26 protein-coding genes, 2 tRNA genes and 2 pseudogenes are annotated in these 24,795 nt (G+C 66.6%); 12 read left to right on the top strand and 18 right to left on the bottom strand.

All coding sequences use genetic code 11. The features are described 5' to 3' along the window. Positions 1-170, bottom strand: a pseudogene (locus BM140_RS23690) (IS110-like element ISMno7 family transposase); the annotation flags it as partial. Between the two features lie 189 nt (positions 171-359). Here BM140_RS23690 and BM140_RS23695 point away from each other — a divergent pair. Next, the gene (locus BM140_RS23695; protein ID WP_091951833.1) at positions 360-1,256 is read left to right on the top strand and encodes an IS481 family transposase; all 897 of its coding nucleotides are present in this window, start codon (positions 360-362) and stop codon (positions 1,254-1,256) included. Positions 1,257-1,527: 271 nt separating this feature from the next. Here the strand turns inward: BM140_RS23695 and BM140_RS23700 are convergent, their stop codons facing one another. The 3 genes from BM140_RS23700 to BM140_RS23710 form a co-directional block, all read right to left on the bottom strand. Then, positions 1,528-2,025: a very short patch repair endonuclease gene (locus BM140_RS23700; RefSeq protein ID WP_091951835.1), complete on the bottom strand. Its 498-nt coding sequence runs from the start codon at positions 2,023-2,025 to the stop codon at positions 1,528-1,530. Between the two features lie 177 nt (positions 2,026-2,202). Next, positions 2,203-4,002 (bottom strand): DNA cytosine methyltransferase, encoded by a 1,800-nt coding sequence (locus tag BM140_RS23705; protein WP_091951837.1) that lies wholly within the window; start codon positions 4,000-4,002, stop codon positions 2,203-2,205. 546 nt (positions 4,003-4,548) lie between these two features. Then, positions 4,549-4,803 carry a hypothetical protein gene (locus BM140_RS23710; RefSeq protein ID WP_091951787.1) on the bottom strand — a complete coding sequence of 85 codons (255 nt, stop codon included), beginning with the start codon at positions 4,801-4,803 and terminating at the stop codon, positions 4,549-4,551. Between the two features lie 649 nt (positions 4,804-5,452). On the opposite strand from BM140_RS23710, the pseudogene BM140_RS23715 reads away from it, so the two are divergent. The 3 genes and pseudogenes from BM140_RS23715 to BM140_RS23725 form a co-directional block, all read left to right on the top strand. Beyond that, a pseudogene (locus BM140_RS23715) lies at positions 5,453-5,695 on the top strand (transposase); the annotation flags it as partial. Positions 5,696-5,757: 62 nt separating this feature from the next. Then, positions 5,758-6,132 (top strand): hypothetical protein, encoded by a 375-nt coding sequence (locus BM140_RS23720; RefSeq protein WP_091951790.1) that lies wholly within the window; start codon positions 5,758-5,760, stop codon positions 6,130-6,132. 114 nt (positions 6,133-6,246) lie between these two features. Then, entirely contained in the window at positions 6,247-6,447 is a 201-nt protein-coding gene (locus tag BM140_RS23725; protein WP_091951792.1) for a hypothetical protein, read from the top strand. A 102-nt stretch (positions 6,448-6,549) separates the two neighbouring features. Here the strand turns inward: BM140_RS23725 and BM140_RS23730 are convergent, their stop codons facing one another. The 6 genes from BM140_RS23730 to BM140_RS23755 form a co-directional block, all read right to left on the bottom strand. After that, entirely contained in the window at positions 6,550-8,142 is a 1,593-nt protein-coding gene (locus tag BM140_RS23730) for a site-specific integrase (RefSeq protein ID WP_091951795.1), read from the bottom strand. Between the two features lie 88 nt (positions 8,143-8,230). Continuing rightward, positions 8,231-8,315: transfer RNA gene (locus BM140_RS23735), tRNA-Leu, on the bottom strand. A gap of 139 nt (positions 8,316-8,454) precedes the next feature. Further along, on the bottom strand, positions 8,455-9,864 hold the full coding sequence (leuC, locus tag BM140_RS23740) for a 3-isopropylmalate dehydratase large subunit (RefSeq protein WP_091951797.1): 1,410 nt from the start codon (positions 9,862-9,864) through the stop codon (positions 8,455-8,457). Between the two features lie 186 nt (positions 9,865-10,050). Further along, complete coding sequence (locus tag BM140_RS23745; protein ID WP_207549503.1) at positions 10,051-11,283, bottom strand: sensor domain-containing phosphodiesterase; 1,233 nt, start codon at positions 11,281-11,283, stop codon at positions 10,051-10,053. A 395-nt stretch (positions 11,284-11,678) separates the two neighbouring features. Continuing rightward, on the bottom strand, positions 11,679-13,067 hold the full coding sequence (locus BM140_RS26650; protein WP_091951801.1) for a flagellin N-terminal helical domain-containing protein: 1,389 nt from the start codon (positions 13,065-13,067) through the stop codon (positions 11,679-11,681). Between the two features lie 213 nt (positions 13,068-13,280). Next, positions 13,281-13,724, bottom strand: coding sequence for a DMT family transporter (locus tag BM140_RS23755; protein WP_091951803.1), 444 nt, complete (start codon positions 13,722-13,724; stop codon positions 13,281-13,283). A 221-nt stretch (positions 13,725-13,945) separates the two neighbouring features. Between BM140_RS23755 and BM140_RS23760 the strand changes: the two genes are divergently transcribed. Beyond that, positions 13,946-15,085: a glycosyltransferase family 2 protein gene (locus tag BM140_RS23760; protein ID WP_244535610.1), complete on the top strand. Its 1,140-nt coding sequence runs from the start codon at positions 13,946-13,948 to the stop codon at positions 15,083-15,085. A 122-nt stretch (positions 15,086-15,207) separates the two neighbouring features. Here the strand turns inward: BM140_RS23760 and lipB are convergent, their stop codons facing one another. Beyond that, the gene (gene lipB / locus BM140_RS23765) at positions 15,208-15,894 is read right to left on the bottom strand and encodes a lipoyl(octanoyl) transferase LipB (RefSeq protein WP_091951807.1); all 687 of its coding nucleotides are present in this window, start codon (positions 15,892-15,894) and stop codon (positions 15,208-15,210) included. Between the two features lie 101 nt (positions 15,895-15,995). Between lipB and BM140_RS23770 the strand changes: the two genes are divergently transcribed. Both BM140_RS23770 and BM140_RS23775 read left to right on the top strand, forming a co-directional pair. Continuing rightward, positions 15,996-16,301, top strand: coding sequence for a FliM/FliN family flagellar motor switch protein (locus BM140_RS23770; protein WP_091951809.1), 306 nt, complete (start codon positions 15,996-15,998; stop codon positions 16,299-16,301). 122 nt (positions 16,302-16,423) lie between these two features. After that, positions 16,424-16,508 (top strand) — tRNA-Leu (locus BM140_RS23775). A 299-nt stretch (positions 16,509-16,807) separates the two neighbouring features. Here the strand turns inward: BM140_RS23775 and BM140_RS23780 are convergent. The 5 genes from BM140_RS23780 to BM140_RS23800 all read right to left on the bottom strand — a co-directional run bounded on the left by BM140_RS23780 (position 16,808) and on the right by BM140_RS23800 (position 20,293). Next, the gene (locus BM140_RS23780; protein ID WP_091951810.1) at positions 16,808-17,497 is read right to left on the bottom strand and encodes a TerC family protein; all 690 of its coding nucleotides are present in this window, start codon (positions 17,495-17,497) and stop codon (positions 16,808-16,810) included. An 88-nt stretch (positions 17,498-17,585) separates the two neighbouring features. Beyond that, the gene (gene coaA / locus BM140_RS23785) at positions 17,586-18,599 is read right to left on the bottom strand and encodes a type I pantothenate kinase (protein WP_091951812.1); all 1,014 of its coding nucleotides are present in this window, start codon (positions 18,597-18,599) and stop codon (positions 17,586-17,588) included. Continuing rightward, on the bottom strand, positions 18,596-18,919 hold the full coding sequence (locus BM140_RS23790; protein WP_091951814.1) for a phosphoribosyl-ATP diphosphatase: 324 nt from the start codon (positions 18,917-18,919) through the stop codon (positions 18,596-18,598). Before BM140_RS23790 ends, coaA begins: the two co-directional genes overlap by 4 nt. Positions 18,920-19,088: 169 nt before the next feature. After that, positions 19,089-19,352, bottom strand: a complete 264-nt coding sequence (locus tag BM140_RS23795; RefSeq protein WP_091951816.1) for a YARHG domain-containing protein — start codon at positions 19,350-19,352, stop codon at positions 19,089-19,091. Positions 19,353-19,387: 35 nt separating this feature from the next. Then, on the bottom strand, positions 19,388-20,293 hold the full coding sequence (locus BM140_RS23800) for a metallophosphoesterase (RefSeq protein WP_091951818.1): 906 nt from the start codon (positions 20,291-20,293) through the stop codon (positions 19,388-19,390). Positions 20,294-20,470: 177 nt separating this feature from the next. On the opposite strand from BM140_RS23800, the gene hisB reads away from it, so the two are divergent. The 5 genes from hisB (at position 20,471) to hisF (ending at position 23,998) form a co-directional block, all read left to right on the top strand. After that, on the top strand, positions 20,471-21,058 hold the full coding sequence (gene hisB / locus BM140_RS23805) for an imidazoleglycerol-phosphate dehydratase HisB (protein ID WP_091951820.1): 588 nt from the start codon (positions 20,471-20,473) through the stop codon (positions 21,056-21,058). A 16-nt stretch (positions 21,059-21,074) separates the two neighbouring features. Further along, positions 21,075-21,557: a DUF2628 domain-containing protein gene (locus BM140_RS23810; protein WP_091951823.1), complete on the top strand. Its 483-nt coding sequence runs from the start codon at positions 21,075-21,077 to the stop codon at positions 21,555-21,557. Further along, positions 21,554-22,216 carry an imidazole glycerol phosphate synthase subunit HisH gene (gene hisH / locus BM140_RS23815; RefSeq protein ID WP_091951825.1) on the top strand — a complete coding sequence of 221 codons (663 nt, stop codon included), beginning with the start codon at positions 21,554-21,556 and terminating at the stop codon, positions 22,214-22,216. The genes BM140_RS23810 and hisH overlap by 4 nt, the downstream gene beginning before the upstream one ends. A gap of 233 nt (positions 22,217-22,449) precedes the next feature. After that, on the top strand, positions 22,450-23,190 hold the full coding sequence (gene hisA / locus BM140_RS23820; RefSeq protein ID WP_091951827.1) for a 1-(5-phosphoribosyl)-5-[(5-phosphoribosylamino)methylideneamino]imidazole-4-carboxamide isomerase: 741 nt from the start codon (positions 22,450-22,452) through the stop codon (positions 23,188-23,190). Between the two features lie 31 nt (positions 23,191-23,221). Further along, positions 23,222-23,998 (top strand): imidazole glycerol phosphate synthase subunit HisF, encoded by a 777-nt coding sequence (gene hisF, locus BM140_RS23825; protein ID WP_091951829.1) that lies wholly within the window; start codon positions 23,222-23,224, stop codon positions 23,996-23,998. Positions 23,999-24,014: 16 nt separating this feature from the next. Here the strand turns inward: hisF and BM140_RS23830 are convergent, their stop codons facing one another. Together BM140_RS23830 and BM140_RS26140 are read right to left on the bottom strand one after the other, a co-directional pair. After that, positions 24,015-24,491 carry a GNAT family N-acetyltransferase gene (locus BM140_RS23830; protein WP_244535611.1) on the bottom strand — a complete coding sequence of 159 codons (477 nt, stop codon included), beginning with the start codon at positions 24,489-24,491 and terminating at the stop codon, positions 24,015-24,017. 32 nt (positions 24,492-24,523) lie between these two features. Then, the coding region (locus BM140_RS26140) for a phage tail protein (RefSeq protein ID WP_425287086.1) at positions 24,524-24,795 on the bottom strand (272 nt) is incomplete at its 5' end.

Genomic DNA, 24,795 nt, shown 5'->3' on the forward strand with positions numbered 1-24,795 from the left:
GCCTCCAGGACGACGAGGGCAATCGGTAGGTTGCCGAAGCGGCGCGTGAGGGCCTCCAGACCTTTTGCGTCCCGAGGGACATGGAAGGCCTCGTTCAACGGCCTGAGATGAACGTCGAGACGGTCCTTGGACACGTCGATGCCGACGAAGATGGTGGGTTGATCGTCCATGACCCTACCTTGCAAATGCGGGCTTGGGCCCGAGCGGCTGTCCGGGTTCGGGACTGTGGCGGTGAGGGCCGCACCTTGCTCTGTCGCGGGCTTACGAGCCCGAGGCAAACACGGGCTAACCCTCACCGTGTAGCCTCGCCGGCGTCACTCCAGCGGGCAACTCAAAGATACAAGGCAGTCCGTCGCGCGATACAGCTACGTCAAGAAAGCGTGAGAGCGGCGGCCAAGCGCTACGGCGTCAGTCCGACGACGATCCAGAAGTGGCGTGATCGGGAGACGACGGCCGACGCCGCCATGGGACCGAAGGAGCCGCGCTCGACCACGCTGACGCCGGGGGAAGAGGCGATCGTCGTCGCTTTTCGGCGGCATACCCTGTTGCCGCTGGATGATTGCCTCTACGGGCTGCAGCCCACGATCCCGCATCTGACCCGCTCCAGCCTGCACCGGTGCCTGCAGCGACATGGCATCAGCCGCTTGCCGGAGGTCGAAGGCGACAAGCCCGAGAAGAAGCGCTTCAAGCCATATCCGATCGGCTACTTCCACATCGATATTGCACAGGTCAGCACCGAGGAGGGTAAGCTGTACCTCTTCGTGGCGATCGATCGCACCAGCAAGTTCGCCTTCGTCCGTCTGGTCGAAAGTGCCGGCAAGATGGAGGCAGCGCAGTTTCTGCGAGACCTGGCAGCAGCAGTGCCTTATCGCATCCACATCGTCCTGACCGACAATGGCATCCAGTTTACCTCTCGCAAGAGAGACATCTGGGACGGCGAGCACATCTTTGATCGTGTCTGTGCCGAGAACGACATCGAGCACCGGCTGACCAAGGTGAACCATCCCTGGACCAACGGTCAGGTCGAGCGAATGAACCGCACGATCAAGGACGCGACCGTCAAACGCTACCACTACGACAGCCACGAGCAGTTCAGGGATCACCTCCAGCTCTTCGTGGATGCCTACAACCACGCCCGCCGCCTCAAGACGCTGCGCGGCCTGACACCCTACGAGTTCATCTGTCAGGCCTGGACGAAAGAGCCCGAACGCTTCAGGCTCGATCCGTCACACCACATCCCGGGACCATACACCTAGACGTCGCTCTCAACATCACCTTACGATGGCTGCCAGCGCGCCCGCCCAAATTGAGCCGGCCGCAAAATCTCCAAAAATTCAACTGCAAGAGCTGGCCCGGCAGTCGAATATCTGCGTCGTTCGAGGATATTATCGAACACTACTGTGGCACTTGCAGCAATCTGATCGATCGGCCTCAGCGCATCATGCCAATCGGCTAGTTCGCTTATCTGCACGAGTCGGGAATAAAAAAATCTATTGGTTGTTCCGTGTTTATCAGCTTGGCCGCGTTTCATTTATTGTCATTTGGAATATCTTTTTGATTTTCGCGAGATATCCATGCCCCGGATATTTCCTCTAGCGAAGCATCGCTGTTGAGAAAATTCGAGCAGCTCCGGAGCAGAATTTCAACAGGATGTCGCGCTTTCCCCCTCATGCTGCACTCCCAAACGACGAGGCACCGCCAGCCAGATGATGTGAGCTGTATGATTTGGCGCTGATCTCTCTTCCGATTTTCTTGTATCTTAGTCTCCCAGAATTCGCGCCTAGTACTGGGTAGCCGAAATAATGGGCAGTCGTGGCCATGCCAGAAACAGCCATGCACGAAAATCACAGCCTTGTAACGGTGAAAGACCAAGTCAGGCCTTCCAGGTAGCCCTTTTGCATGGAGACGATAGCGAAAACCGTCAGCATGCAGAAGTTTGCGCAGCACAATTTCTGGCTTTGTATCCCGTCCTTTGATGCGGCTCATGACGAGTCGCCGTTGTGCGGGCGTAAGAACATCAGTCATAGCCAAAACCGGTAGAACCGAGAACAGGTGACGCGTAACTTCAATAGGAGCAAGGCCTATTTGATCTAATTAGGTTCCATTGCCTTACTCCCAGTGGTTGTTGTGCTTAGCGATAAGGCCGGCTGCCACCTGTGTCATATATCAAAGCTCCGCCGCGTGCCGTTCGCATTCTGCCGCTCACAAGGTCACGACCCGCAAGGCTTTCGTGCTCGTAAGTCTCTGCTCAGGTGAAAAAGTGGTGATCGTGGCCGATTGCCTCAATGACGCCGCAACTACCGCTGCCAGCTGCAAAGCAAGAAACGGGGGAACTGCATTTCCGATCTGCTCATACTGCTCCGTTTTATTTCCCTCAAAATAATAATTATCCGGGAAGGTCTGTAACCTGGCAACTTCCCGCACCGTTAAGCTTCGACATTGCATTGGATCGTAGTGAATGTAATAATGTCCGTCTCTTTGTATGTGAGATACGATGGTCGATGCCGGCCTCCCTGCAACCTGAACCCGAAATCTGTCTGCAAATGTTCGAGAAGGCACGTCCTTGCGGCCTGCTTCATAGACGCTGCGGTGTTTCGGCAAGAGGGCGCTAGGGAAGTGACGGAGTTTTGGTGATTCGCCGAAATGTTCAGCATACACGGCGAGGAATAGATATCTAGCGAAGTCGCTGTCCATGTGGTCGCGACTCCTGTGCTGTATAACCCCGCCTAATCGCTGATCGGTCAGCCACCGGTGAAGTTCTAAATCTCCTATGCCCGCGTCTTTCCAAGGGATGAATCCTGCGCCCTTCGTAAGTCGACGGCTTATAGTATTCTTGGCAGTGCTAATCCCCTCTCGTATTGCCGCCGGTTCGATTTGTTCCAGTGTCTCGTCGGGAATGGCATTAGCTACGGCGTCTGCCCACATCTCTGGCGAGTCCATGCTGCGATCTCGTCGCTTGCCGTCATGGCTTCGCCCACTGCGGCCGCTTCGTAGCGGGGGGAGGCTTCCTATGACTTGTTGAACTGTTACTTTGTCCGCTCTGGGTGTCAGAGGTAACGGCACGGCATCTACATCCTCACGGACGCCGAAAATGATGACCCTATGACGCTCCTGCGGAATTCCATAATGCTCCGCCTTGATGAGATAATCTTCAGGAGCATTGTCTCCGAATAGCATGTGCGGCGGGTTTGTAAAAGAATAAAGATTGTATCCAAACCGACTGCCGTCTGCAAAATCTTCCCAGCCGGATGGTAGCTTTTCGTTTCGAATTGCAAGCCAAGGATCGGTCAGATCCCTTGTAATGCGTTCGAATATATATGAGGGGGGCTGTCCGTCCGTGGCGTTGCCTGAAGAAATCTTTGATGTCAGTATCCCCTTCACATTTTCCATTACAAAGAATGGCGGCTGATGTATTGCAACAATTTCCAGATACTCAGTATATAGGGTGTGCCGCTCATCTTGAAAAAACTTGTTGGCCCTCAGCATCTGCCGTTGCTTCAGCTCATCCTCTGAAAGATTAAGGTCAAGGTCGCGGCGGTGTCCAAGGCGGCGCGCTCTCCCGACAACAGAATAAGCTTGGCAGGGTGGCCCGCCAAGAAGTACCCACATCGTGGCTCCTGCAAGTCTGCGTCGGATCCTGCGGTGAAGCTTAAAGAAGTTCCTCTCGCTTTTGTCGCCAAGTGCATATTTCCAGACTTCTGCGGCTGAATGTCGCCACTCTGGATGGCGGCGGAGTGCATTGAGCGCCTCTGACTTGGCTAATGGATCATCACTCCTTATGTATTCATAGTATGCGTCTGGGACATCTTCGAGGCGAAACTGCCTCAAAAATGCGCGCAGGCGTAGTGTTCGGACAGCTGCTTCGTCCTTCTCGATGGAGAGAATGGTTTTATATTGTAGGTTGTCGCTGAGGAACTCGGCATAGCGGCTGAAGCCCTCGCTCAGACCGCCCGGGCCGGCGAACAAATCGATGACTGGTAGGGTGTTGGCGTAGCTTCGCATGCGACTTGATACGGTGTCCGGCATTCGTTGACCAGGCTCTCCATGGGCGCATTCGGATTCTTTTCACCTCCGTTTTGCGATTTCGTTACGACGATCTCCCGCCTCGGCGAGCCACGGCTGCCGTCGCTGCGATGTTCTTCTAGTGCAATCATTGTGCTTGATCGGTGCCTCCAGCCGCTGGGCGGTCGGATGGCTATGTGCCCTTTGCGCTGTTTCATCAGCGGTGGCCGCCTTGATCAACTATCTGCGCTTGGAATTGGCGGGTGCCTTGGAGATGTCTTTCAATCGGCGCCAAGGTTCTTTGATCTCGAACACTCTCCCCTCCGTCTAAAGCCTGACTGGTTGAAGGGGCCCAATTTGGCACTCGGAACGACATGGTGCGACCGGAACACCCGAGGTGAGCGCAGCGATGGATCCCACTTCGAGCATGCCGGCTCTGAACGCCTCACTGGGTGGCGGGAGAGGCGCAGCAGGAGCCGCGCAACGCGCTGCCGGCGAGTGGCCCGGGCGGCGAGAGCGGCCCGGGCGCAATGCTCGAGAGCTTTGCTATGCGTCGCCAAGCGGCAGCAGGGCGAGTTCGCCGGCCTTGCGTAGGATCGTCGGCTGGGTGGGGTAGTCACGCCAGCGCAGCGAGAAGACCCGACCGTTGATGCCGATCACCTCGGCCTCCCACCACCCCTCGTCGGGGCCCTCATGGGCGAGCACGATGCTGCCCAGTCCGATCTCGGCGGGATCGCGCGGCTTGGGCTGGCCGACGAAGGTTCGGTCGCCGGGACGGGGCGCATTCGATGCCGCGGTCAACGGCGAACTGGCCCCAGATTCGGTTGCCGTGGGATCAGTCGCACCCGAGGCGCTGGCTTGTGAAACGGCCGGGTTGGCCTTCCGCTCGGCGCTCCCTGCCGTGACGGTGGTTGTGCTGTTTGGGTTGGTCGAACCGACTTGGCGGGCATTCCTGCTTGCCGTTGTTGACGCCGTCTTGGCTGCGCTCGTCTCCTGCACCGGGAACGATGCTGCCCCCGGCCCCGTGCCCGCGGTCGCTCGTGGCTCAACGGACATCGGGGGCGACGACGCGGGCGCCGCCTGCGATCGCGGGGCAGCGCCAGGCTGCGACGGCGACGGAGCAGACTGCGTACCGCCGGGCGGTTTGCCGGCCTTGGCGGATCGGTTGGCGAGGGCGTGGCGGGTCATCGAAGGTCTCCAGAAACGACGAAGGCCCCCGGAGTGGGGGCCTTCTGGCAGGTGCGGCAGTGAAGGAGGAACGGCTGGTCTTGGCGACTCCAGCAATTGGGCGGCCGGGGCCGCGGGCATCGTGGTCGTCGGACCATGGGCATCTCCTCCGTTTCATCGGCCCGGGGCAACGGCCGCAAACGGCACGACCGATCAACGCCACCACTATAGCCGGAATGCCCGCAAAGTCAAGACTTTAATCCTATGAAGCGATTTTGTCGCCATCACGCGACCGCTTCTTCTCGATCGTCGGCGATCCTCCCTGGCTGGTCGCGCCGCCCTGCGCGCCACGGGACTGATCGCCAGGAGCGTCTTCGATGGAGCCACGAATGGAATGCGCTTCCGCGCCTACGTCACCGACACCCTGGCTCCGGTGCTGAAGCCCGGCGACATCGTCATCCTCGACAATCTGAACGTCCACAAGGTCGCCGGGGTGCGCGAGGCCATCGAGGCGGTCGGCGCACAGACACCTCATCCGAAGGCGATCCATACCTGCTCCAACTCGACGTAAGGCTACCCCCGGACCGCGTGAGTCTGCAGCCCGCCATCGCCGCCGCCTTCCTCGGACGCCTCGACCTTTCGGCCACCGCCCCGGCCACGTCGAGGAATGACGCGGACGACGAGGCCGGTCGCCGGGCGCTGGCAACCGTGCGGGCGTTCTATCAGGCCTTAAGACGGGCCGACAGCGAGGCCGCCTCGCGCCTCGTCATCCCCGAGCGCCGACAGGTCGGCCCGTACGCGCCGGGGGCGATCACGCGCTACTACGCGGGCCTCGCTGAGCCGCTGCGCCTGACCGCACCCTGCGTTGCCGTCGGCCCCTATGCGGTCGGCGCCAATGAAACTGACAGCAATCCCTTCGCACTGGTGACATGCACCCTTGGCCCGCTGCCGATTTTTGTATGATTGAGCAACGGGTGCGGGAATCGGGCCACGACCCGTCGGCTGGTCTCGCAGATTAGATCTGTTTTAATTTGTATCAGGCCGGCTGAGCCCCCTGACAATTGCAGGAGCATTTCCATGGCAAATGCCAAGTGCGAGAGCTGCCGGTTCTTCGACGAGCACAAGGTCAACGGCGCGGTCGCACAGAACGACGAAGGCCTGTGTCGCTTTAACCCGCCGGTCAGCCAGCCCGGCCCGGACGCGCACGGCCTGTGGCCAGTGGTCGGCTCTACAGACTGGTGCGGGCACTACACGCCCGGGATGACGGCCGCGGAGTGAGACGCGATTGCCCCTCAGCTATCGAAGGGTCAGTCGAAAGGCTGGCCCGTATTTCATCAAATTAGACCACCCCTCAATTTATTTTATTCCAATATTGTTGGCCTACGCCCCCGAATAGATGAAATTTGGAATTTTTTCCAACTCCCGCTGCATTGTCTTAAGTTCGTGTTCGCCGTAGGTATCCCCCACAGCCCTTTTGCCGTGCCCGGTGATGGCGTCCACCGTGTCCGGCCGCAACTCATGTCGTCGGGCCAACGTCTTGAAGCGGTGCCGCCAAGAGTGATTCGGGCTCAGCCGTTCGTCGATCAGGCCCAGGCTTCGTACCCAAGGCCCCAGCCGCTTGGTAGCCGTACCGCCTCGCTTACCAAACTTATCAGGCGGCAGACCGGGAAAGAGCGGCCCTCTCTCAGTGCCCTGCGCGAAAGCGAGAAAACCCTGCTCGATCAACGCCGAATGCACCGGGATGGTACGCTCGGAGTTGGTGTTCTTGATCGGTCCCGCCGCAGCGTCGAAGCGCATCGCCCACACCGAGCCGAATGGCATCACGTCCTCGGCGCGCAACTGACAGGCCTCGGCCAAACGCGCACCGGAGAAAGCGCAGAGCCATGGGATCCAGCGCCGCACCGGATCGGCTTCCTGCGCCGCCGCCCGCAAAATCGTGGCCGCCTCATCGTCGCTGAACCCGCGGATGCCTTGACCGGCTTTGCGCCGAACGTCGATCGTCACCGCCGCGGCAGGATTCGTCTCGAGCCGTCCATTGCGCACCCCCCAGCCCAAAATCGACTTGACCGCCGACAGGCTGGCGTCGCGGATCGTCTTCGAACTCTGCCCTGACGCGACCAAGTGCTCCTTCCACCGCACGACGTCGCTCTGCGTCAGCCGATGCGCGTCATCATGCCCGATGAACGCAGCGAGCTTGTCGATCACGCGAGTCCACTCATAGCGCGTGCGAGTGGCCGGCGTGGCTTCTGCCGCCCAGGCTTCGATCAGCGTGCCGAAGCTGAGCGGCGCCCTCACTGAACTGGTCGGCGCTGTCGCGATGGCATGAGAGAGGGCGAGAGCTGACGTAGCGTCGGCGCTCTTCGGAGGTGCGAGTTCGAGAGGCTCGCCGCGGGTTCCTCGCTCCAGCGCCAAACAGGCTCGCTGGACGGCCGCTGCCACAGCACGGGTGAGTTCATCCTGCCCGGCCGCGTCAAGGATAAGGCCGCGGCCCGACGCGAGTGCTTCGGCTTGCTCGCGGCACCAGTCACGCATCTCGACCCGGACCATCTCGCGCCGGTTCGTTTCAGGCGCACGCGCACGTTCGAGAGCGGCGCGGCCGCGATCGAGGACCGACATGTCAGGATCATCGTCCGAGCGCCAGAGAGAATCGCCGAGATCCGTGCGCCAGAAGGTCTGACGGCTGGGATAGTCGCGGTGCTCAGCCAGCCAATGGTCAAAAATCTCAGCCGCAACGTCGTGCGCCTCACGTTCGGTGAGGGTACGCTTGCCCTTCCGCAGGCTCGCCCATTGATGTTCGAGTTTGAGGAGCTCTTCAGCGTAGCGCCGCTTGGCTTCCTCGGGATCACGCGTTTTGAGGCTGAACGTGATCTCCCTGCGGCCTACAACGGCGACGAGCTCGGCGGGCACGCGCTTGCGCAGCCAGTAGACCCGGGAGCGCGGATGGAGGTGAGGGCGAGACATCGCGAGAATCATGTGTGTAGCACCGCTGTGTAACACGCGGGCTCGTCCAACCACATGATTTGCTTAAACTTGCTTGCGATTCAGCGGCTTAGCCAGCTGATGGTGCCCAGGAAAGGACTCGAACCTTCACCTCTTGCGAGACTGGTACCTGAAACCAGCGCGTCTACCAATTCCGCCACCTGGGCGCCGGGTCGTGTGCGACCGGCGATGGGGTTCGTTTAGGGGGCTGCGGCGCGGGCGTCAATCGCTGTTTCGCGTCGCCTCGAAAAAAGCTCGGCTGGGGGACCTCCCCCCGGACGACGGTGTCGCCCGGGGGGAGGGGCCTCAACCGCGCCAGTCGCGGATGTCGACGAAGCGGCCGGCAACGGCGGCCGCCGCGGCCATGGCAGGGGAGACGAGGTGGGTCCGCCCGCGGGGGCCCTGGCGGCCCTCGAAGTTGCGGTTCGAGGTCGAGGCGCAGCGCTCGCCCGGGCGCAGCTTGTCCGGGTTCATGCCGAGGCACATCGAGCAGCCCGGCTCGCGCCAGTCGAAGCCCGCCGCCTTCAGGATGCGGTCGATGCCCTCGGCCTCGGCCTGTGCCTTCACGAGACCGGAGCCCGGCACCACCATGGCCGAGACGCCCTCGTGGACCTTTCGGCCCTCGACCACCTTGGCGACCGCGCGCAGATCCTCGATGCGGCCGTTGGTGCAGGAGCCGATGAAGACACGGTCGAGCGTCAGGTCGGTGATGCGGGTGCCCGGCGTCAGGCCCATGTATTCCAGCGCCTTCTCCTTGGACTGGCGCTTGTTCTCGTCGGCGATGGTCGCGGGGTCCGGCACGAGGCCGGCGATCGAGACCACGTCCTCGGGGCTGGTGCCCCAGGAGACCAACGGGGGCAGGTTGGCCGCGTCCAGCCGGACCTCGCGATCGAAATGCGCGCCCTCGTCGGTGATGAGGCTTTCCCAATAGCGGCGGGCCGCATCGAACGCCGCGCCCTTCGGCGCCTTCGGCCGGTCCTTGACGTAGGCGTAGGTGGTGGCATCGGGCGCGACCATGCCGGCGCGGGCGCCGCCCTCGATCGACATGTTGCAGATCGTCATCCGGCCCTCCATCGAGAGGGCGCGGATCGCCTCGCCGGCATATTCGATGACGTGTCCGGTGCCGCCCGCGGTGCCGATCTCGCCGATGATCGCCAGGATGATGTCCTTGGCGGTGACGCCCGGCGGCAGGGTGCCGTCGACGGTCACCCGCATGTTGCGCGCCTTACGCTGGATCAGCGTCTGGGTGGCCAGCACGTGCTCGACCTCCGAGGTGCCGATGCCGTGGGCGAGCGCCCCGAAGGCGCCGTGGGTCGAGGTGTGGGAATCGCCGCAGACGATGGTCTGGCCCGGCAGGGTAAAGCCCTGCTCCGGCCCGATGATGTGGACGATGCCCTGGCGCCGGTCGAGGGCGTCGTAGAACTCGATGCCGAAGTCGCGCACGTTCTCGGCCAGAGCCTCGAGCTGGGTGCGGCTCTCCGGATCCTCGATGCCCTTGGAGCGGTCCGAGGTCTGGACGTTGTGATCGACCACCGCCAGCGTCTTGTGCGGCGCGTGCACCTTGCGGCCGGCGACGCGAAGCCCTTCGAAGGCCTGCGGGCTCGTCACCTCGTGGACGAGGTGGCGGTCGATATAGAGGAGGGTCGACCCGTCCGGCTGGACATCGACGACGTGGTCGTCCCAGATCTTGTCGTAGAGGGTGCGCGGCGCGGTCATGGCGAGACGTGTCTGACGGGTTGACGACCCCATCCGAGGAATGCCCCGCCGGGTCGCCGGGCGACGACGGGCAGCGGGAGACGTCCGGTAGGAGGGGGCCTTACGGTGAGGAACCCTTTAGTAATCCTCCCATTCCGGTTTCGGAAGGGTGCGGACGCACATCGCCGTTGCGGCGCATGCTCCCGTTCAAGCCGTCGCGTCGGGGAAGGTCGCGGCGAGCGGCATCCGCACCGCGTCCGCCAGCGGCACGGGGCGGCCCAGAAGGTACCCCTGGGCGCAGGTGATGCCGATGTCGCGCAAGGCCGCGAATTCGGCCAGGGTCTCGATGCCCTCGGCCACCACGTCGCAGCCGGTGCGGCGGCCGTAGGTGGTGATCGATTCCGCCAGCGCCCGCCGGGCGGCGTCGCGGTCGATGCCGCGGATCAGGCTCATGTCGAGCTTGATGTATTCCGGCGCGAGGTCGAGCACGTGCCGGAAGGTCGAGTGGCCCGCCCCGACATCGTCGATGGCCAGCCGCAGCCCCCGGGCCCGCAGCGGGGCCAAGGCCTGCCGCAGCGCCTCGTAGGATTCGACGCCCGCATGCTCGGTCAGTTCGAGGACGACGCGCTCCAGCGGCACCCCGGCGAAGGCGGCGGCGAGGCGCGGGCTCAGGAGCCGCACGGGCGTGAGGTTGACCGTGAGGAGCAGCGCGGGATCGAGGGCGGCCAAATCGGCCAGCGCCCGGTCGAGGGCCAGGAATTCCAGCTCTTCGCCAAGGCCGACCTTCGCCGCCTCGCCGAACCATTGATCGGGTCCGCGCCGGGGCTCGGCGGTGAAGCGGGACAGGGCCTCGAACGCCTTCAGCCGGCCTTCGCTCAGGGAGAAGATCGGCTGATAGGCGATCTCGATCGCTTTGGCCTCGATCACCGCCAGGATCCGGGCGCGCCCCTCGTCACGCTCGGTAGCGGCGCGGCTGTCGCGGTGCAGGATCGCGCCGACGAGATCGGCGCAAAGCCGCAACAGGCCGAGGTCGCGGGTGGTCAGGGAGCGGTCGGGGGTGAAGCTGAAGCAGCAGACGGAGCCGTAGGTCGTGCCGTCCGAATGGCGCAGGGGCACGCTGAGATGGGCCCCCACCGGAAGCTCGCGGGTCACCGGCAGGTCGGCGGCGATCGGATCCTCGCGCGCGTCCCGCATCAGTTCCGGCATCATGCCGCGGGCGACGTAATAGCAGAAGCTCTTCTCGAGCGGGTCCGAGGCGCCGACGGTGATCGGGTTGCTGGACGTCCGCCCGTCGGTGAAGCGGAAGACGCGCCGGCCGCTGATGAATTCGGAGACGAAGCCCACATCCATCGCAAGATGGCGGCGCACCGCCTGGAGAATGGCCTGGACCTGCTCGCCGGCCGTGCCGTGGCCGGGATCGAAGAGGGATGCGAGCGACACGCGGGCAGTGTCCGAGCGATGATGCCGGCCTTGGCCGAGAGGCCGAGTCGAAATCCAGGTGGAACCACCCATCGGCGGGCAGCCCGGCACGGCGGCCGGTAGGCCATCGCACGATAACCTCAGGGATTCGCAGGCCGCAAGTGCAACCGGGATGCCGCAGGCCGCAGACAATCAGTTCGCGAAAATGGAAACGAGTTTCCTGAGTTCCACTTCGATCTCCGGCCCAGTCTCGGATCCGCCTCTCGGCGGGCGATTTTTGAATGGGCGGGCGATTGTCGAAGGGGAGCGCCGACCGACCGGGCACGCCCCCCGAACCTGAGCCGGGACCGCCCCGGGGGCTTTCGGCTGAACGGATGCCGGCCCGCGCCGCTCGTTGCCGCGCGGGCCGGCGCCCGTTACGAGCGGAACAGCGACAGGATGTTCTGGCCGCCGGAATTGGCGATCGACAGGGCCTGGACGGCGAGCTGCTGCTGCGTCTGGAGCGCCTTCAGCTTGGTCGACTCCTCCTCGATGTCGGCATCGACCAGGATGCCGATGGTGCGGTCGTTGGCCTTCATCAGCGTGTCGACGAAGGTCTTCTGGCCGTCGATCTGGGTCTTGTTGGCGCCGAGCTTGGTGCCGGCATCCGTGACCTTGGCGATGACCTGCTCGACCTGGGTGATGATCGCCCGTAGCGTGGTGTCGCCCGCGGTGCCCGACAAGGTCGAGATGTCGATGGTGGCGACCGACACGCCGGTTCCGCCGTCGGCGGTGTCGAGGATGCCCTTACCGGCGGTGGTGCCAGCCGCCGAGCCCCGGCCGGTGCGGGCGTCGGTCGCCGCCGTGCCCGTGCCGAAGCCGACATCGACCAGGGCGTTGCCGCCGCTCGCCGCCACGTTCTGGATCGTCACCTGCGCGGTCGCGCCGGTGGCGACGGTATCGAAGGTCAGGCGCCCGGAGGAATCGAGGCCGGCGGTGACCTTGCCGGCGAGCGGGGTGGCGTCGGTGTCGGCGGCGATCTGGTTGTTGATCGCGTCGAGGAATTCCTGGGTCGTCACCTTGGTCAGGTCGGCCGCCGCGGAGGCGAGGGCGGTGCGGTTGAGGCGGATCGTGCCGGTCGAGCCGTCGCCGAGCGTCAGCGAGAAGGCGACCTCGTTGGTGCCGTTGAAGTTCGCCGTGCCGCCGGCGAAGGCGGTCGTGCCGGTGAGCGAGGTGGCACCGAAGATCTTGGCCGAGGTCGCCGCCGTGGTGATGCTGGAGGCGTTGACGTCGTAGAGCTTGATCGCGTTCACATCGACGCCGATCATCGAGAAGTTCACCGTTCCCGCCGCGGTGCGCGAGAAGCCCGCGATCACGCTCTGGGTCGCCCGGTAGATGCCGTTGCTCGGCGAGGAATCGACCGAGAGCCAGTTCTGGCCCGACGAGATCGAGGAATCGGCGGTCGAGCGCATCTTGTCCTGGATCGCCTTGATCTCGACCTGCACCTTGGCGCGGTCGATGCCGGGCTGGAGGGCGGTCTGCAGCTTGGCGCGCAGGTTCTGCAGGTCGGACAGGACCGAGTTCAGGCCGTTATAGGCGGTGTCGACCGCCGAGGAGCCGAGGCCGAGGGAATCCTTCACGGCCGACAGCGAGGCGTTGTCGGTGCGCACCGTGGTGGCGATCGACCAGTAGGCGGCGTTGTCCGCGGCGGCCGAGACGCGCTGGCCGGTCGAGACGCGGTTCGAGGTCGCGTCGAGCTGGCTGTTGATGCCCTTCAGCGTCGTCAGCGCCGTCATGGCGGAGATGTTGGTCAACAGGCTGGTCACGGATCGATCTTCCGGCGGATGGAGGAGGGCAGGGCGCCCGGACGACTCGGATCGCGACGGCGTGATCGAATCGGTCCGCTCAACCCCGCGTGAGGACGCGACGTGGGACCGATCAATGGCGGGGGGCCGTTAACAGGCGATTAAGCATGAAAGGACGGCGCACGGCCCGTCCTGCGGCCCGGCGCACGCTTCTTGCTGCCGCCCCGCATGGCCTCAGGACAGGGCGACGAGGCTCACGCCTGCGATCATCAGGGCGCCGCCGAGCAGCCGCATCGGGCCGGCCGCATGCACGTCGAATCCGACGAGGCCGAAATGGTCCAGCGCGATCGAGGTGACGACCCCCGCGGTCACGAGCAGGCCGAGGAAGGGGGCCGCCCCGACCCTCTGGGCCACGAAGAGCTGCGCGATCAGCAGGCCGACGCCGACGAGGCCGCCGATCCAGGCCCACCACGGCGCCTGTCCGGCCTGCTGCAGGCTCGGCACCGAGAGATGCCCCGACAGGAGGCCGATGGCGAGCATGCCGGCCGAGCCGACGAACATCGAGATCAGCCCCGCGGTAAAGGGCTCCCCGAGCGATTTGGCGAGCTGGGTGGTCTGCCCCGGCTGGATCGCGTTGGCGATGCCCGCGATCAGGACGACACCGTAGAGGAGGAGCATGGGACGGCATCCTGGCAAGCCGTCACCGGAGGCGGTGCGACTCAGGGGGCAGGGATCGGCAAGGGGGTCGGCGCGAGGATTGGGGACGCTGCTCATGAAACCGGGGGTCGGAGCCGGTGTTTCCGCGGCAAAGTCCCTCAGCGTCGGTTCATCGAGCGTGGCTACAAGGGCGACGCGGCCTCCGAATCGGGGGCCCACCCGTTTCCTCGGAGTCCTTGGCCGTGCCGTCCCATCTCGACACCGTCATCGCCGTGCCCGTCCGCAACGAGGCCGAGCGGATCGCGGCCTGCCTGCGGGCGATCGATGCGCAGCAGGGGCTCGCGCCGGGCCGGCTCGGGCTCGTGCTGTTCCTCAACAACTGCACCGACGGCACGCCGGAGATCGTCGCGGGCCTCGTGCCCGGACTGTCGATTCCGGTGCGGGTGATCGAGACGACCTATGCCGGGGCGCATGCCGGCTGGGCGCGCCGGGCCGCCATGGACGCGGCCGCCGCGTGGCTCGACGAGGCGGGCACGTCCGGCACGCTGCTCACCACCGACGCCGACAGCCGCGTCCCGACGGACTGGGTCGCGGCCAACCTCGCCGCGCTCGATGCCGGCGCCGACGCGGTTGCGGGCCGGGTCGAGCTGATCCCGGAGGAGGCGGCACTGCTGCCGCCCTCGCTGCCGGCCCGCGGCAAGCTGGAGGACACCTACGACGCGCTCATCACCGAGATGGAGGCGCGGATCGATCCCGACCCGTCCGACCCGTGGCCGTGCCACCGCACCACCATCGGCGCCTCGCTCGCCGTGCGCCGCACGGCCTACGCGGCGGTCGGCGGGATGCCGGAGATCCCGCTCGGCGAGGACGGCGCCTTCGTCGCCGCACTGCTCGAACGCGGCTTCCGGGTGCGCCACGACCGGGCCGTGATGGTGTGGATCTCGGCTCGGCTTTCCGGCCGGGCGCCGGGGGGCGTCGCCGACACGATCCGTTCGCGCTGCGAGGAGCCGGACGCGCTGTGCGATGCCCGGATGGAGGCGGTGCCCCGCGCACTGCACCGCTACGTCTGGCGGGCGCGGTTGCGCCGGCTGCACGGGCAGGGGCGGCTGACACACGACCTCGCCTGGGCCCGGAGGCTCGGGATTCCCGAGGCGGAGGCCCGCCGCATCGCGGCGTTGCCGCGGGTCGGCGAGATCGTCGCGGCGGTGGACCGCGCCAGCCCGCGCCTGACCTACCGCCCGCTGATGCCGCGGCAGCTGCCGGGCCAGATCCGCCTCGCGCGCGCCGTGCTGCCGGCTTTGCGCCTGGCCCTGCGCCTGCGCCGGGCCAAGCCCGCCCTACCGCCGGTCGCGAGCGTGCCGTCGGCCACCGCCGACGCCTGAATCCGGGTTTCGAAAGGACTGCGTCCTTTCGCGGGTCCAGGGCGGAGCCCTGGTTTGGCAGGGAAACCGGGGCTCTGCCCTGGTGCTCCGCCAAAGGGATGATCCCTTTGGAATCCACGAAATCAGGCTTCGTCTCGCGTCTGCCCGAAGATCGGCTCGAAGGCGGCGCGGAGCGCTATGTCGACTTCGGGCAGGCTGACGATGCGGCCGAGGTCGGCGAGGCTGGTGACGCCGTGCTCGCGCACGCCGCAGGGCACGATGCCGGAAAAGTGGGAGAGGTCGGGCTCGACGTTGAGGCTGAGGCCGTGCAGGCTCACCCAGCGCCGCACCCGGATGCCGATCGCCGCGATCTTGTCCTCGACATTCGCGCCCTTCTCGGGCCGCCGCACCCAGACCCCGACGCGGTCCTCGCGCCGCTCGGCGCGGACGTTGAAGGCGTCGAGCGTCGCGATCAGCCACGCCTCCAGGCTCGCCACGTAGGCTCGCAGGTCGGGCCGGCGCCGGTTGAGGTCGAGCATCACGTAGGCGATGCGCTGGCCCGGCCCGTGATAGGTGTATTGCCCACCCCGCCCCGTCTGATGGACCGGGAAGCGCTCCGGCTCGACGAGGTCGGCCGTCCTCGCCGAGGTGCCCGCGGTGTAGAGCGGCGGGTGTTCGAGAAGCCACACCAGTTCGTCGGCCTCGCCGCGGGCGATGGAAGCCGCCCGCGCCTCCATGAAGGCGAGCGCCTCCTCGTAGGGCACCAGCGCGTCCGAGACGCGCCATGCCACCGGCGGGCTTCCGGTCCGCGGCAGGAAAGCGGCCGGCATCGTGGCGAGCCGTGGGCTTAGAGAAAGCGGGGCGTCGTTTACCAAGGCTTCACCATCCCTCGCGAAGGATTCCCCGAGCGGTAGCGGCGGAGCATTCGCGCGTGGCGGTCCTGGACGAACTGAAGGTCGATCTCAAGGTCGTGCTGGGGCGCAGCCACATGCCGCTGCACATGCTGTTGCGCATGGGCCGCGGCGCGGTGATCGAACTCGATGCCACCGACACCGACATGGTCGAGATCCTCGCCAACGACCACCCGATCGCCCGCGGGCAGATCGTGGTAACGGGCAACCGCATCTCGGTGGAGGTGACCGAGCTGATCCGCAAAGCCGAGGTGGTCCGGACTCCCGGCGTGACGATCGGCGAGGGCGCGGTGCCGCTCCTGGAGGAGACCGGACCGGCGCTCTGAACGGCAACGCGGGCGACCGGCGGAAAAGAAGCGATCGGGCGCTTGTGCCCCCCCCAAGCTTCTGTTATCTGCTGCGCCGCCCACACGAAATGCCGGCCCGCTCCGACGGACCGGCGGCACGGGCGGCCATGGCGGAATTGGTAGACGCGCTAGCTTGAGGTGCTAGTCCCGCGAGGGGTGGAGGTTCGAGTCCTCTTGGCCGCACCATTTTCTCAGTCGAATTCGACTGATGAGCAGGTGCCTTCGACGCTCCCACGATTGACGTCGGTTCTTAGACTTCATCATATAATCGGGACGTCCCGATGGCCGCGGGTGCGCGGTGCATTCCGTTTGCCGAGCGTTGAATCGGCCGGGCTTTGGCGCCTTTGAAGAGGCTCGCCGACAGACCCTACGGTCGCGGCGACATCGACCACGCCTACTTCGAACACGGTGACGATGCGGACCGTCGCAGCGCTTTGGCGCGGACCTACCGGCCCGCGCCCCGGAGAAAGCCATGCACTCCCGCGTCAGGCCTGCGTGGCCCGGGAATGCCGAAGGCGGACGAAGAGGCCGATGGCCACGGTCAGCGCGAGGCCCGCGGCGGCCAGCCCGTAATGGAGCACGTGCTCGTCCTGCGGCAGGTAAGGCTTCAGATACTCCTTCACATAGCTGTCCGAGGCGATGATACTGCCCGCGACCCAGCCGAGCAGAGCGGCGCCGGCCCAGATCAGGACGGGGAAGCGCGCCAGCAGCCCGGAGATCAGGGTGCTGCCGGCGATGACGATCGGGATCGACAGCAGCACGCCGAAGGCCATCAGCCAGATATTGCCGTGGGAGAGGGCGGCGATGGCCAGCACGTTGTCGAGGCTCATGCCGGCATCGGCGATGGCGATGGTGGTCACCGCACCGAGCAGAGTCGTGCTGGCCTTGGTCTCCTCGTCCTCCGCGCCGTGATCGATCACGAGTTTCGCCGCGACCCAGAGGAGGAACAGGCCGCCGATCAGGCTCAGGCCCGGCACCGCCATCAGCCACGCCACGCAGAACGCGAAGACGATGCGCAGGCCCACCGCCGCGGAGGCGCCGAGGATGATGCCCATCCGCCGCTGCGCCGGCGGCAGCCGCGAGCACACCATCGCGATCACGACGGCGTTGTCTCCCGACAGCAGGAGATCGATCCACACGATGCCCGCCAGCGCGGCCCAGAAATTCGCGTCCATGAGGGTCCCCTCGGGCAGGAAAACGGCGGCCCGAGGGCCGCCGCGCCGACTTGGTCTCGGTCTCTTCGGCTCGACGAAGGCGCCGCCGTCACAGCCGCCGCAGCGCGACGCTCTCGATCCGGTGGCTGGCGCCCTTGGCCAGGATCAGGCTCGCCCGCTGGCGCGTCGGCAGGATGTTGTCGCGCAGGTTCGGCAGGTTGATCGAGGTCCAGAGCCGGTCGGCGATCTCCAGCGCTTCGGGCTCGGTGACCTCGGCGTATTTGCGGAAATAGGAGAGGGGATCGCGGAAGGCGGTCTGGCGCAGGCGCAGGAAGCGGTTGACGTACCAGCGGTGCAGGTCGTCCTCGTGCCCGTCGAGATAGATCGAGAAGTCGAAGAAGTCGGAGACGAACGGGATCGCCGTGCCGTCCCGCGGCAGGCGGGCGGGCTGGAGCACGTTCAACCCCTCGACGATGAGGATGTCGGGGGATTCGATCACCTGCTCCTCGCCGGGCACCACGTCGTAGACGAGGTGGGAATAGACCGGCGCCGAGACCCGCCGATGCCCCGCCTTGATGTCGGCGAGGAAGCGCAGCAGGGCGGCGCTGTCGTAGCTCTCCGGGAAGCCCTTCCGCTCCATCGCGCCCATGCGCTGGAGCTCGGCATTCGGGTGCAGGAACCCGTCGGTGGTGATGAGATCGACCTTCGGGGTGTTGGGCCAGCGGGCGAGCAGCGCCTTCAACACCCGCGCCGTGGTCGACTTGCCGACGGCGACCGAGCCGGCGAGCCCGATGATGTAGGGCACCTTGGCCTCCCGCTCGGCGAGCAGGAAGCGTTGGGTCGCCTTGAACAGCCCTTGGGTGGCCGCGACGTAGAGCGAGAGCAGGCGCGACAGCGGGAGATAGATCGCCACGACCTCCTCGATGGAGATCGGATCGTTGAGGGATTGCAGCCGGCCGATATCCTCGGCGGTGAGCGTCAGCGGCGCGTCGGCGCGCAACTGCGCCCACTCCTCGCGGGAGAAGATCCGATAGGGGGAGAGGCGGCCCGGCCCCTCTCCGGTCACCGGGTTCTGCCGCTCCGCGGGCTCGATCCCGGCCGACGGGATCGGGGCGCCGATCACGTGTGCCTCCGCGCCGCCTTTTCGGCCAGCCCACTCTGAGCCGTGCGCCGGCCCAGTTCCGCCATCACGTCGGCGAGCGGCACGTCCACGGCCTTGAGCGTCACGATCAGGTGATAGAGCACGTCCGCGGCCTCCGACGTGAGGGCCTTGCGGTCGCCCTGCACCGCGGCGATGGCCGCCTCGACCGCCTCCTCGCCGAGCTTCTTGGCCGCCTTGGCGGGCCCGTCGGCGAGGAGCTTCGCCGTATAGGAGGTGTCGGGAGGCTGGCCGGCCCGGCTATCCACCAGGGCGGCGAGGTCGTCGAGGGTGAAGGTCTTCATCGAGTCCGGCGCTTGGGCCCGTCCGCTGCGGCATCAAAGGATCGAATGCCGGCTCAGCGGACCCTGCGCAGGGGCGGCGCTCCGGTCAAGGGCCGCAGGCCGGCAGGGCTGACGGATCGCCGAGACTGATGTGGAGTTCGACCGGGCCTCAGACCGGTCGCCCGCCCCCCTATCGCGCGCAGCCGTTTTCCCGCTCCTGGCGAACGATGTCGGCGACGGTGGCGCGCTGGCGGGCCGAGAGCGGCACGTCGGCGAGGTCGTCGTACTTGCACCCGGCATTGCCGAAGGCGCGGATCGCCCGCTCGGTGCGGAAGCAGTAGCCCGCATCCTTGTAGATCGCGTTGCGCTCGCCCCACAGCTCGTCGCAGGGGAAGGCGGCCGCGGCCGGGCTCGCGGCGCAGGCGAGGAGGGCGGTCAGGGCGAGGCGTCGCATGGGGTCGGTGGCTCCGGCCGCTCAGGGGAACAGGATCAGGCCGCGCGCAGCGGCAACGCGCGGCTCGGCTCGCGACCGTAGCCGCGGATGTCCAACCGATCACCCGTGATGTCCACGACGGCGAAGGCGGAGGTGTCGGGCGTGTCCACCATCCCGCAGAAATTCACGAAGTGGATGCCGTGGGCTTCGCCGTAATTGCCCGCATGGTTGTGGCCGTTGAAATAGGCGACGACCTGGGGTGATCGGGCGAGCCGCGCGACGAGCGCGTTCGAATCCCAGAGATTGTGCGGGTTGTCCGGCAGGACCGGGTAGTGATTCAGCACGACGACCCGCTCGCCCGCCCCTTGAGCCGCCGCGAGCACCCGCTCCAGCCACGCCATCTGTGCGGCCCCGAGCGAGCCGTTCCACGGCTTGGCGTTGGGCAGGCCCGCGGCCTTGGCCGCGGCCAGCCGCTCCTGCGCGAGCTGCCAGCGCGGATCGCCCTGCGGGGGCGCGAACAGCGACACGTCGTTGCCGTCCAGCACCACGAAGCGCACGCCCTGGACCGCGAAATCGTAATACGGGCCGGGCATGCCGAGCCGCCCGACCGCTTGGCCGAGATGGGCGGCATCGACCTCGAAATCGTGGTTGCCGAGGACGAAGCGCGTCTCGTGGCGGAGCTTTCGATAGAGCGGCAGGATGCGCTCGTAACTCGCGAAGTCGCGGTCGATCACGTCGCCCAGCGTCACGACGAAGCGCAGGTCCTCGGCATTCAGGACCTCGATCGCGGCGGCGAGCTTGTCGAGGCTGTTGGCATAATAGCGGCCCATCGCCAGGTTGGGCGGCGCATCGGCATATTGCGGGTCGGCGATCACGCCGAAGCGCAGCGGCGGACTTTCCGCCCGCGCGGGTCCGGCCAGCAGAGCGGCGCTGCCGGCAAGGACGGTACGGCGGGACAGCATGGCGGCCTCCTCTGAGAAATGACGGGCGAAACCTCGCGCCGCCGCATGAAGGAGCGATGACGCGCCTCGTCATGCGGGATGCGACGACGCCCTTTCCCCTGAGGGGAGAACCACACTACAAGGCGGGCGCGGACGGAGCGAACCGGCCGACGATATCAGGGCATTCTCGACACTCAGATGCGCAACGCCAGCATCAGCCGCCGCACGGCGGAGACCGACGTCTCCGTCTCGCTCGACCTCGACGGGACCGGCAAGGCCGCCATCGCCACGGGCGTCGGCTTCCTCGACCATATGCTGGAGCTGTTCGCGCGCCACGCCCTGTTCGACGCCGAGATCAAGGTGACCGGCGACCTCCACGTCGATCAGCACCACACCACCGAGGATGCCGGCATCGCGCTGGGACAGGCCTTCGCCAAGGCGCTCGGCGACAAGCGCGGCATCGCGCGCTACGCCGACATCCACCTGCCCATGGACGAGACGCTCAGCCGGATCGCCATCGATATCTCGGGTCGCCCGTTCCTCGTGTTCCGCACTTCGTTCCGAGTGGAAAAGATCGGCCAGTTCGACACCGAGCTGGTGCGCGAGTTCTTTCAGGCCTTCGCGATGAACGCCGGCATCACGCTGCACGTCGAGACGCTCTACGGCGAGAACGCCCACCATATCGCCGAGAGCCTGTTCAAGGGTCTGGCCCGCGCCTTGCGGAAGGCCGTGGCGGTCGATCCGCGCGAGGACGGGCGGGTTCCCTCCACCAAGGGCTCGCTCTGACAGGGAATCCATGCGGATGCGCACCTATACCCTGCACGTTCCCGAGGGCGCCGCCCGCGGCGATGCCCTGGCCCTCGACCGGGCGCAGATCGTGCGCGACGGCTTCTGCCCGCGCGCCTTCGCCTTCACGGTGCTGTGGTTCGCCGCGCACCGGCTCTGGCTCGCCGCCCTCCTCGTGCTCGTCGGCCTCGTCGCCTTGAGCGTCGCCGGTCACGCCCTCGGCCTGCCGCCGGGGGCGGGCCTCCTCGTCACGTTGCTGGCCGGTCTGCTGATCGGGCTCGAGGCCTCGTCGCTGCGCCGCTGGACCTACGGCCGCCGCGGCCTTCCGGCCCGCGACGCGGTGATCGCGGCCACGCAGGAGGAGGCCGAGATGAAGCTCGTCGCCCGCTGGCTCGACCGCGACGCGATTCCGCGTCCGGCGCCGACCCTGCGCTCCGCCCCGCGCCGCGACGAGGACGCGGCGCTCGGCTTCTTCCCGGCGCGCGAGGGCCTGCGGTGAGCGGACAGACCGTCGCGATCATCGATTACGGCTCGGGCAACCTCCACTCGGCGGTGAAGGCCTTCGAGCGCGCCGCCCGCGAGGCTGGCTGCGACGACACCCGCATCGTCCTCACCGACGCGCCCGAGACCGTGGCGGCGGCCGACCGCATCGTGCTGCCGGGCGTCGGCGCCTATGCGGATTGCCGCCGTGGGCTCGATGCCGTGCCCGGCATGGTCGAGGCCATGACGGAAGGGGTGCGCCGCAACGGCAAGCCGTTCCTCGGCATCTGCGTCGGCATGCAGCTGATGGCGAGCCGCGGGCTCGAATACGAGGAGACGGCGGGCCTCGGCTGGATTCCCGGCGATGTCGGCCCGATCGTCCCGGCCGACCCGGCGCTCAAGATCCCGCATATGGGCTGGAACACGCTCGTCATGGCGCAGCCCCACCCGCTCCTCGACGGGATCGAGACCGGCCCCAACGGCCTGCACGCCTATTTCGTCCACAGCTTCGCCCTCAAGCCGGCCGAGCCCGCGGACGTGGTGGCGCAGGCCGAGTATGGTGGCCCCGTCACCGCGATGGTGGCGCGGGACAACATGGCCGGCACCCAGTTCCACCCGGAGAAGAGCCAGCGGCTCGGCCTCGCGCTCATCGCCAACTTCCTGCGCTGGCGCCCTTAGAGCGCATTCCGACGAAGTGGGTCCCGGTTCGTCGTAAGAATGCGCGCCAAAACAGAACCTTGGGGCCGTATCCGACCCGATGCGATCAAGTCGGATACGGCCCTGGAGCATCGTTACGAAAGGTGGGAGCCGGCTTTCGGAAAAAGACGATGCGGTCCAAGAACGGAGAGCATCGTCCTGGATCCGATATCCAGGACGATGCTCTAGCCCCCTCGAACGAGACGAGCAGACGCGTGATCCTGTTTCCGGCCATCGACCTCAAGGAAGGGCGCTGCGTCCGCCTCGTGCAGGGGGACATGGCCCAGGCCAAGGTCTTCAACGACGACCCCGCCGACCAGGCCGCCACCTTCGAGCGCCAGGGCTTCCCCTGGCTGCACGTGGTCGATCTCGACGGCGCCTTCGCCGGCGCGCCGCGCAACGCCGAAGCCGTCGAGGCGATCCTGGCGCGGGTCAAGATGCCGGTGCAGCTCGGCGGCGGCGTGCGCGAGATGCGCACGCTCGAAGGCTGGATCGAACAGGGCGTGAGCCGCGTCATCATTGGCACCGCCGCCGTGCGCGATCCGGCCTTCGTGCGCGAGGCGGCGCGGCGCCATCCGGGCAAGATCGCGGTGGGCATCGACGCCAAGGACGGGCGGGTCGCGGTCGAGGGCTGGGCCCAGACCTCCTCTATGACGGCGGAAGATCTCGGCCGGCGCTTCGAGGATGCCGGGGTCGCGGCCATCATCTACACCGACATCGCCCGCGACGGCATCCTCAAGGGCCTCAACATCGAGATGACGCTGGCGCTCGCCAACGCCGTGCGCATCCCGGTCATCGCCTCCGGGGGGCTGGCCTCCATGGCCGATGTCGACCGCCTGCTCGAGCCCGATTGCGCGGTTCTGGCCGGCGCCATCACGGGACGCGCCCTCTATGACGGCCGCATCGACCCGGCCGAGGCGCTCGCCGCCATCGCCCGCGCGACCGCCGCATCCTGACCTTCGCCGCTCGACAACCCGCAGGCTGCCCGTGCTGAAGACCCGCATCATCCCCTGCCTCGACGTGAAGGACGGGCGTGTCGTCAAGGGCGTGCAGTTCCTCGAACTGCGCGATGCGGGCGATCCGGTGGAGTCGGCCAAGGCCTACGACGCGGCCGGCGCCGACGAGCTGTGCTTCCTCGACATCACCGCGAGCCACGAGGCGCGCGGCACGCTGCTCGACGTGGTGAGCCGGACGGCGGAAGCCTGCTTCATGCCGCTCACCGTGGGCGGCGGCGTGCGCACGGTGGCCGATGTCCGCACCCTGCTGCTCGCGGGCGCCGACAAGGTCGGGATCAACACGGCCGCCGTGAAGAACCCCGAACTGGTGGCGGAGGCGGCGGAAAAGTTCGGCGACCAGTGCATCGTCGTGGCGATCGACGCCAAGCGCGTCTCCGCCGCGAACGAGCCCGCCCGCTGGGAGATCTTCACTCATGGCGGACGCAGCCCGACCGGAATCGACGCGGTCGAGTTCGCCCGAAAGATTTCGGAGGGCGGGGCCGGGGAGTTGCTCGTCACCTCCATGGACCGGGACGGCACCCGCTCCGGCTACGACCTCGCGCTGACCCGCGCCATCACCGACGCCGTGCGGGTGCCGGTGATCGCCTCGGGCGGCGTCGGCGGGCTCGACGACCTCGTGGCGGGCGTGCGCGACGGCGGCGCGAGCGCGGTGCTCGCCGCCTCGATCTTCCATTTCGGACAGCACACGGTCGGCGAGGCCAAGGCCCACATGGCCGCCGCCGGGCTGGCGATGCGCCTCGACCCGTGAGGGACCGGCGGCCCGCTCACGACGCGGCGGGCGGGGGCCAGACGAGGTCGGCGTGCAGTTCGCTCCCCCCCACCGGCACGAAGCCGAGCCGCTCGTACAGCCGCCGCGCTCCCGGATTGTGTGCGGTGACCGACAGCCGCAAGGGTCGGCCGACGGCGCGCGCCTCGTCCATCACCGCGGCGAGAAGGCGCGTGCCGAGCCCCCGCCCACACCGCTCGGGCAGCAGCGCGATGTCGACGAGGGTGAAGGCCTCCGTCCCCCGGTCGGTCACGATCCGCCCGACAGGCCCATCCGCGTCCTCCACGATCTCGAACCGGGCGTCCGGATAGCGCAGGCGGTAGGTCATGCGCTGCCCCTCGAAACTCGGACGCAGCAGCATGTCGAGCATGGCCGGATCGAGCCCGGCGAGCAGCGCACCCTGATGCGCGCGGAAGAGAGCGAAGAGGAAGGCGGCATCCTCCTCCACCTCGGGTCGGCGACGAAGCGGTGGCATCGAACCGTCCGGATGCTCCATCGCCAAGGCCGTCACTGCCGGGACGGATAAAGGCCGTCGGTACAGATGATGTAGTTGATGACGAGATAGGGCTGCCGGTTCTCGTGCGGAAGGTTACCGCCTACCGCTTGTAAAGAGGCCTGGTTGAGGGTCGCAGGTCGGGCCGGATTCGGCGTAAAGCTGCTGAACGGGTCGTCCGCACCCTGGGCTTGGGTCTGAGCAAAGTAGTTCCCAGATGGTACGGAAGTTTTTCCCGGCGACCCATCGACGGTCATCGCGTGCGTGTGGAGCGGCATCTGCTGCG

It is taken from the genome of Methylorubrum salsuginis, assembly GCF_900114375.1.
GTDB lineage: Bacteria > Pseudomonadota > Alphaproteobacteria > Rhizobiales > Beijerinckiaceae > Methylobacterium > Methylobacterium salsuginis.

Bases quoted from the DNA above. Each gene is read 5' to 3' on its own strand.
- BM140_RS23705 (WP_091951837.1), bottom strand. From the start codon at position 4,002: ATGCGAAGCTACGCCAACACCCTACCAGTCATCGATTTGTTCGCCGGC.
- BM140_RS23830 (WP_244535611.1), bottom strand. From the start codon at position 24,491: ATGCCACCGCTTCGTCGCCGACCCGAGGTGGAGGAGGATGCCGCCTTC.
- BM140_RS23730 (WP_091951795.1), bottom strand. From the start codon at position 8,142: ATGATTCTCGCGATGTCTCGCCCTCACCTCCATCCGCGCTCCCGGGTC.
- BM140_RS23810 (WP_091951823.1), top strand. From the start codon at position 21,075: ATGCGCACCTATACCCTGCACGTTCCCGAGGGCGCCGCCCGCGGCGAT.
- leuC (WP_091951797.1), bottom strand. From the start codon at position 9,864: ATGACCGCGCCGCGCACCCTCTACGACAAGATCTGGGACGACCACGTC.
- BM140_RS23700 (WP_091951835.1), bottom strand. From the start codon at position 2,025: ATGACTGATGTTCTTACGCCCGCACAACGGCGACTCGTCATGAGCCGC.
- lipB (WP_091951807.1), bottom strand. From the start codon at position 15,894: ATGCCGGCCGCTTTCCTGCCGCGGACCGGAAGCCCGCCGGTGGCATGG.
- BM140_RS23780 (WP_091951810.1), bottom strand. From the start codon at position 17,497: ATGGACGCGAATTTCTGGGCCGCGCTGGCGGGCATCGTGTGGATCGAT.
- BM140_RS23755 (WP_091951803.1), bottom strand. From the start codon at position 13,724: ATGCTCCTCCTCTACGGTGTCGTCCTGATCGCGGGCATCGCCAACGCG.
- BM140_RS23795 (WP_091951816.1), bottom strand. From the start codon at position 19,352: ATGCGACGCCTCGCCCTGACCGCCCTCCTCGCCTGCGCCGCGAGCCCG.
- hisB (WP_091951820.1), top strand. From the start codon at position 20,471: ATGCGCAACGCCAGCATCAGCCGCCGCACGGCGGAGACCGACGTCTCC.
- BM140_RS23800 (WP_091951818.1), bottom strand. From the start codon at position 20,293: ATGCTGTCCCGCCGTACCGTCCTTGCCGGCAGCGCCGCTCTGCTGGCC.
- BM140_RS23725 (WP_091951792.1), top strand. From the start codon at position 6,247: ATGGCAAATGCCAAGTGCGAGAGCTGCCGGTTCTTCGACGAGCACAAG.
- BM140_RS23790 (WP_091951814.1), bottom strand. From the start codon at position 18,919: ATGAAGACCTTCACCCTCGACGACCTCGCCGCCCTGGTGGATAGCCGG.